Consider the following 5,138-nt stretch of genomic DNA (forward strand, 5'->3'; position numbering starts at 1 on the left):
GCCGGCCGCGCCCCCGGCTACGGCACCGGCGCGGCAGGCCCGCCGGCCTTCCTGCCGCGGCTGCGCCACGGCGGCCCCCGGCTACGGCCGGACACGACAGGCCCGTCCGGCGCCGCGCGCCCGGCCGGCACCACCGGGGTGAGCGGAGCATGAACGTGGCCACCCGGACCGTGACCCAGGCCCTGCGCCGGCTGAGCTTCGCCTTCGCCGCCGACGGCAGCCACGCCGCCTGCCTCGCCTCCTCCGCCGACAGCGGCTGGTACGTGGAGAGCTGGCGGCTTCCGCAGGACGGCGGGCCGGCCGCGCCGACCGCACTGGCACTGCCCGGCAACCGCTCGGAGAGCCTGCGCTCGCAGCTGGTCGCCCTGCCGGACGGCTCGGTGCTGATCTGTCGGCACGACGGCGACCGGCACGACCTGGCCCGCCTGACGCCGGGCGCAAGCTCCGCCGTGGAACAGCCGTTGGGTGCGCTCAGGATGGCCGGACTGCGGGTGCTGCCGCTCCCGGCACCGGCCGGGGCCGGGCCGCGGACGCCGGTGGCGGTCGCCCTCGGCAGCGACACCCGCCCGGCGACCACCGCCTGGCTGGTGCGGACGGACGGCAGCGAGCCCGAACAGGTCGCCGAGATCCCCGGGTTGCACGGCGGCGGCACCTGGCTGGACCGTACGGGCACGCTGCTCGCGCTGGACCGGGTGAACGACGGCCTGGTCCGCAGCGTGGTGCTCGACCTGCGCACCGGCCGCACCACCCCGCTGCTGGAGATCGGCCCGCACAGCAACGACCGCCTCGTCCTGTTCGACCCGGAAAGCCGGTTCGCGATGGTGCGCAGCGACGCGCCCGGCACCGACCGGCTCGGCTGGGGCCTCCTCGGCACCGGGGAGCCGCTGCGGTTCCCGGAGTGCCTGCACGTCGCGGGCATGCTCCTGCGGCCGGTGGCCCTGCGGGTGGCGGCGGACGGCCCCCGGGTCGCGGTGCAGATCGACCACGGCGCGGGCTCGACACTCGCGCTGTGGCGGCCCGCCGCCGGACGGCTGGACCCGCTGCCGGCGCCGCCCGGGCGGCTCGGCGCGGTCGGCCACTGGGGCGAGGCCGGGCTTCGGCTGCCGTACTCCTCGCCCGACCATCCGACGGCGCTGGCCACCCTGGACGTCGACGCGCTGCTGGCGCACGGCCCGCTCCCGGCCGCCTCCGCCCCGGTACCGCTGCCGCTTCAACTCGCGCCGCTGGCCTCGGGGTTGCCCGGCCCGTGGCGGGACACCGTCCTGCCCTGGCAGCCCGGCGGGATGCGCCCGGTACGGACCACACCGCCCGGCTGGCGGCTGGACGGCAGCACCCCGCCCGGCGACGGCGGTCGCTGGCAACCCGCACAGAGCCTCGAACTGGCGGGCTCCGCAGGCCCGTTGGAGGCCGTGGTGTACGGCGGGGACACCTGGCTGAGCAGCCCGCACCTGGTACTGGCGCTGCACGGCGGCCCGGCGGACGCCTGGCGGCTGGAGTTCGATCCGGCGCTGCAGCGGATGGCCGCCGAGGGCCTGGCGGTGGTCGCGCCCAACCAGCGCGGCTCCACCGGCTACGGCGTGGCGCACGCGCTGGCCATCCGGGGCGCCTGGGGCGGCCCCGACCTGGACGACGTCCTGTACCTGCTGGACGGCATCGCGGGCCAGCGCGCCGCCCTGGGCCTGGAGCCGCCCGCCCTCTTCGGGGTCAGCTACGGCGCCTTCCTGGCGCTGCTGGCGGCCGCGCACGCGCCGGCCGGGCAGGTCGCCCGCTGCGCGGTGGTCGCACCGTTCCTGTCCGGCGCCCGGCTGCTGGCCGAAGCGGCGCCCCCCGTAGGGGCGTTGGCCACCCGCCTGGGAGGTGGCGAGCCGATCGCCGACGCCCGCGGACCGCGCGACGTCCTGCAACTCGCACACCGGCTGAGCGCGCCGCTGCTGATGGTGCACGGCAACCGGGACGAGGTCGTACCGGTGAGCCAGTCCCGGTCACTGCGGCACGAACTGCTGCGGATCGGCCGGGTCGAGGGCGAGGACTTCCGGTACGTCGAGGCGGCGGGCTCCGGGCACGAGGTGCTCGCCGACGAGGGCGCCGCCGTCCTGCACGAGCTGCTGGCCACGTTCCTGCGGACCGGCCGTCCGGGCTGATCCGCCGCCCGCCCGCCGAAGCTCACGGACTCCCGGATCCTCCCGCGCGGCCGGGCGGCCCCGACGCCGCGCTGGGCGATCCGAGTGAACTCTCCGCAGGTGAGCGCGGGCTGTCGGCCCGGCCCGGCGACCCTCGGGCACCGCCCCGGTCCACCGCGAGCCGGTGCGCCGCCGGCCCGGCTCCGGGCCCCGGACCAGCACGGGACTCGCGTCAGGATCTCGATAGGATCTCGCCCGTCCCGGCCGTTATGGTGGCCGGGGCACGGGCCGTGATCACCGGCTACGGGCGCGTACCGAGCACCCGATCGGGGACCCGACCGTGCGCCACCGGCGCCGGCCGGGCGCCGATGACCCGCACCCTCCGCACGGAAAAGACGAATCTCATGTCCGACACCCTCACCGACACCACCGGACCCGCGGTTACCGGGACCGACGCCGACGAGAAGACGGCCAAGGACACCGGGTCGCACGGCCGCCACCGCGGTGGCTCCGCCGCCGACGACAGCCCGGAGACCGACCCGCACGGCCGCCACCGCGCGGCCGGCGCGCGGGGCTGACCGCACCACCACCAGGGCGTCGGCACCAAGGGCACCGCGCAGCAGCACCGCACAGCGGTGCCGCGCCCGAGGGCCCGCCCCGGAGATCACGGACTCCCCCGGCGGGCCCTCGCTCTTCCCCGCCCGCCCGGCCGTCCCCGGATCCCGCCCCGGCCCGGCCCGGCCCTCAGTCCATCGTGACGACCGTCCGCAGCGCCTCGCCGCTGCGCATCTGCGCGATCGCCTCGTTGACGTCCGCGAGCCCCACCCGGTGGGTGACCATCCCGTCGAGGTCGATCCGCCCGGCCCGCCAGAGGTCGACCACCAGCCCGATGGTGCGCGTCACCGTCGCCCCGCCGTACAGCGAGGGCAGCAGGCGCTTCTCGTTGAAGAACAGCTCGCCCATGGTGAACTGGGCGAGGTCGTCCTGCGCGCCCGCGCCGATGACCACCACCGCGCCGCCGCGCCGGGCGGCCTCGTAGCCGGCCCGGACGGTGGCCGCGCGGCCGACCGCCTCGAAGACGTAGTCGAAGCCGCCGCCGGGCAGCTTCTTGGCCGCCGCCTTCAGTTCCTCGGGCGCGATCGCCTCGGTGGCGCCGAAGGCCAGGGCGCGCTCGCGGCGCGAGGCCACCGGGTCGACGACGGTGATCCGGCCGGCGCCGCAGACCCGGGCGCCCTGCACGGTGGCCACGCCGACCCCGCCCGCCCCGATCACCGCGACGGAGGCGCCGGGCTCGACCCGGGCGGTGTTCACGGCGGCGCCGATGCCCGTGGTCACACCGCAGCCGATCAGCGCGGCGGCCTCGTAGGGGAGGTCGGCGGGCACCTTGATGACGGCGTTCGCCGCGACCACGACCTCCTCGGCGAAGGCCCCGGTGCCGTAGAAGCCGGAGGCGTTCAGCTCGCCCTCGGCGATCCGGAAGCCCGGGGCGCCGAGGGCGCGCAGGCTGGCGATGCACAGGTGGCCGCGGTCCCGGCGGCAGTGGTCGCAGCGTCCGCACGGGGCCATCCAGCAGAGCACCACCCGGTCACCGGCGGCGAGGCCGGTGACGCCCTCGCCCACCTCCACCACGTCCCCGGCGCCCTCGTGCCCGGGGACGAACGGCGCGGGCTGCGGCAGCACGCCGCTCATCGCGGAGAGGTCCGAGTGGCAGAGGCTGGCGGCGCGCATCCGGACCCGTACGGTGCCCGGCCCGAAGCCCACGGCCGTCACGTCCTCGCGGACGTCGAGGGTCTCCTGGCCGGTCTTGTGCAGGACGGCTGCGCGCATGGTGCTGCTCCCGGGGTGCCTGGTGTTCCTCGGATCGGCGGTCGCGCCGATTCTGGCACGGGCGGCGCGGCGCGACGAGAACGCGTTCCACAACGACCGGCCGGCGGAACTGTGCGGATTCACTGTCCTTCCACCACCGGAACACGCCATGATCACCACCGTGTCGATACCCCCGCTGGCGTCCCCACCGACGTCGTCGCCGATGTCCCCGCCGCTCTCCCCGCCGCTACCGTCGAGTAGGGTCCGTGCACGTCCGCCCGCGTCCCGACCCCCGAGGAGCACCGCATGTCCGACCTGCTGCTGAGCGCCGAGCCGGCGCCCGAGGTGCTGGCGGCGTTCGAGGAGGCCACCGGGTTCATGCCGGTGGACGAGGGGCTCGCGCTGTACGCGGCGGCGGTGGCGGTGGCGCGCGGCACCGGGCTGCCGGTGCTGGAGATCGGCACCTACTGCGGCCGCTCGGCGATCCTGCTCGCGGCGGCGGCGCGGGAGGCCGGGACGGTCGCGCTGACCGTCGACCACCACCGCGGTTCGGAGGAGCAGCAGCCCGGCTGGGAGTACCACGACTCGACGCTGGTCGACCCCGAGGTCGGGCTGATGGACACCCTGCCGAGGTTCCGCCGCACCCTGCACGCCGCCGGGCTGGAGGAGCACGTGGTGGCGCTGGTCGGCCGTTCGCCGCGGATCGCCGCGCTGTGGGGGCGCCCGCTGGGCCTGGTGTTCATCGACGGCGGGCACACCGACGAGCACGCGACCGGCGACTACGAGGGCTGGGTGCCGCACCTGGCGCCGGAGGGCCTGCTGGTGGTGCACGACGTCTTCCCGGATCCGGCGGACGGCGGCCAGGCCCCGTACCGGGTGTACCTGCGGGCGCTGGCCGAGGGCTTCGAGGAGGTCTCGGTGACGGGCTCCCTGCGGGTCCTGCGCCGAGCCGCCCGGTAACGCGTTCGTTCCCGCGTCCCCGCACCGATGCTCTAACGTCGTGCCAGGGCTGTCGGGCGGGGGTTCGAACGGTACGGTGGCCGCGCAGCACCAGGCAGAGCGCAGGGCATCGGCGGACGGTGGGGGCCAGCAGCGACATGACGGACCAGCAGAACAGCGCTCCGGCGGTCTGGGACCCCACCGCGCGCGGCGGCGCCGGCGGCTGGGTGCGCGGCCCGCAGCGCCCGGCCGAAGCGCAGTCCGCCCCCGGGG

4 protein-coding genes are annotated in these 5,138 nt (G+C 76.8%); 3 read left to right on the forward strand and 1 reads right to left on the reverse strand.

The window, feature by feature from the left end; translation table 11 throughout:
• The first annotated feature begins 149 nt into the window (after positions 1–149).
• Together ACIQOV_RS26640 and ACIQOV_RS26645 are read left to right on the forward strand one after the other, a co-directional pair.
• Positions 150–2,141, forward strand: coding sequence for an alpha/beta hydrolase family protein (locus tag ACIQOV_RS26640; RefSeq protein ID WP_401052589.1), 1,992 nt, complete (start codon positions 150–152; stop codon positions 2,139–2,141).
• A gap of 383 nt (positions 2,142–2,524) precedes the next feature.
• Entirely contained in the window at positions 2,525–2,698 is a 174-nt protein-coding gene (locus ACIQOV_RS26645) for a hypothetical protein (protein WP_401052591.1), read from the forward strand.
• Positions 2,699–2,864: 166 nt separating this feature from the next.
• Here the strand turns inward: ACIQOV_RS26645 and ACIQOV_RS26650 are convergent, their stop codons facing one another.
• Positions 2,865–3,947 (reverse strand): alcohol dehydrogenase catalytic domain-containing protein, encoded by a 1,083-nt coding sequence (locus tag ACIQOV_RS26650; protein WP_401052594.1) that lies wholly within the window; start codon positions 3,945–3,947, stop codon positions 2,865–2,867.
• Between the two features lie 285 nt (positions 3,948–4,232).
• Between ACIQOV_RS26650 and ACIQOV_RS26655 the strand changes: the two genes are divergently transcribed.
• Positions 4,233–4,886 carry a class I SAM-dependent methyltransferase gene (locus ACIQOV_RS26655; protein WP_359896888.1) on the forward strand — a complete coding sequence of 218 codons (654 nt, stop codon included), beginning with the start codon at positions 4,233–4,235 and terminating at the stop codon, positions 4,884–4,886.
• Positions 4,887–5,138 lie beyond the last annotated feature (252 nt).

This window comes from Kitasatospora sp. NPDC091257, from assembly GCF_044757675.1.
GTDB classification, from domain to species: domain Bacteria; phylum Actinomycetota; class Actinomycetes; order Streptomycetales; family Streptomycetaceae; genus Kitasatospora; species Kitasatospora lactacystinica.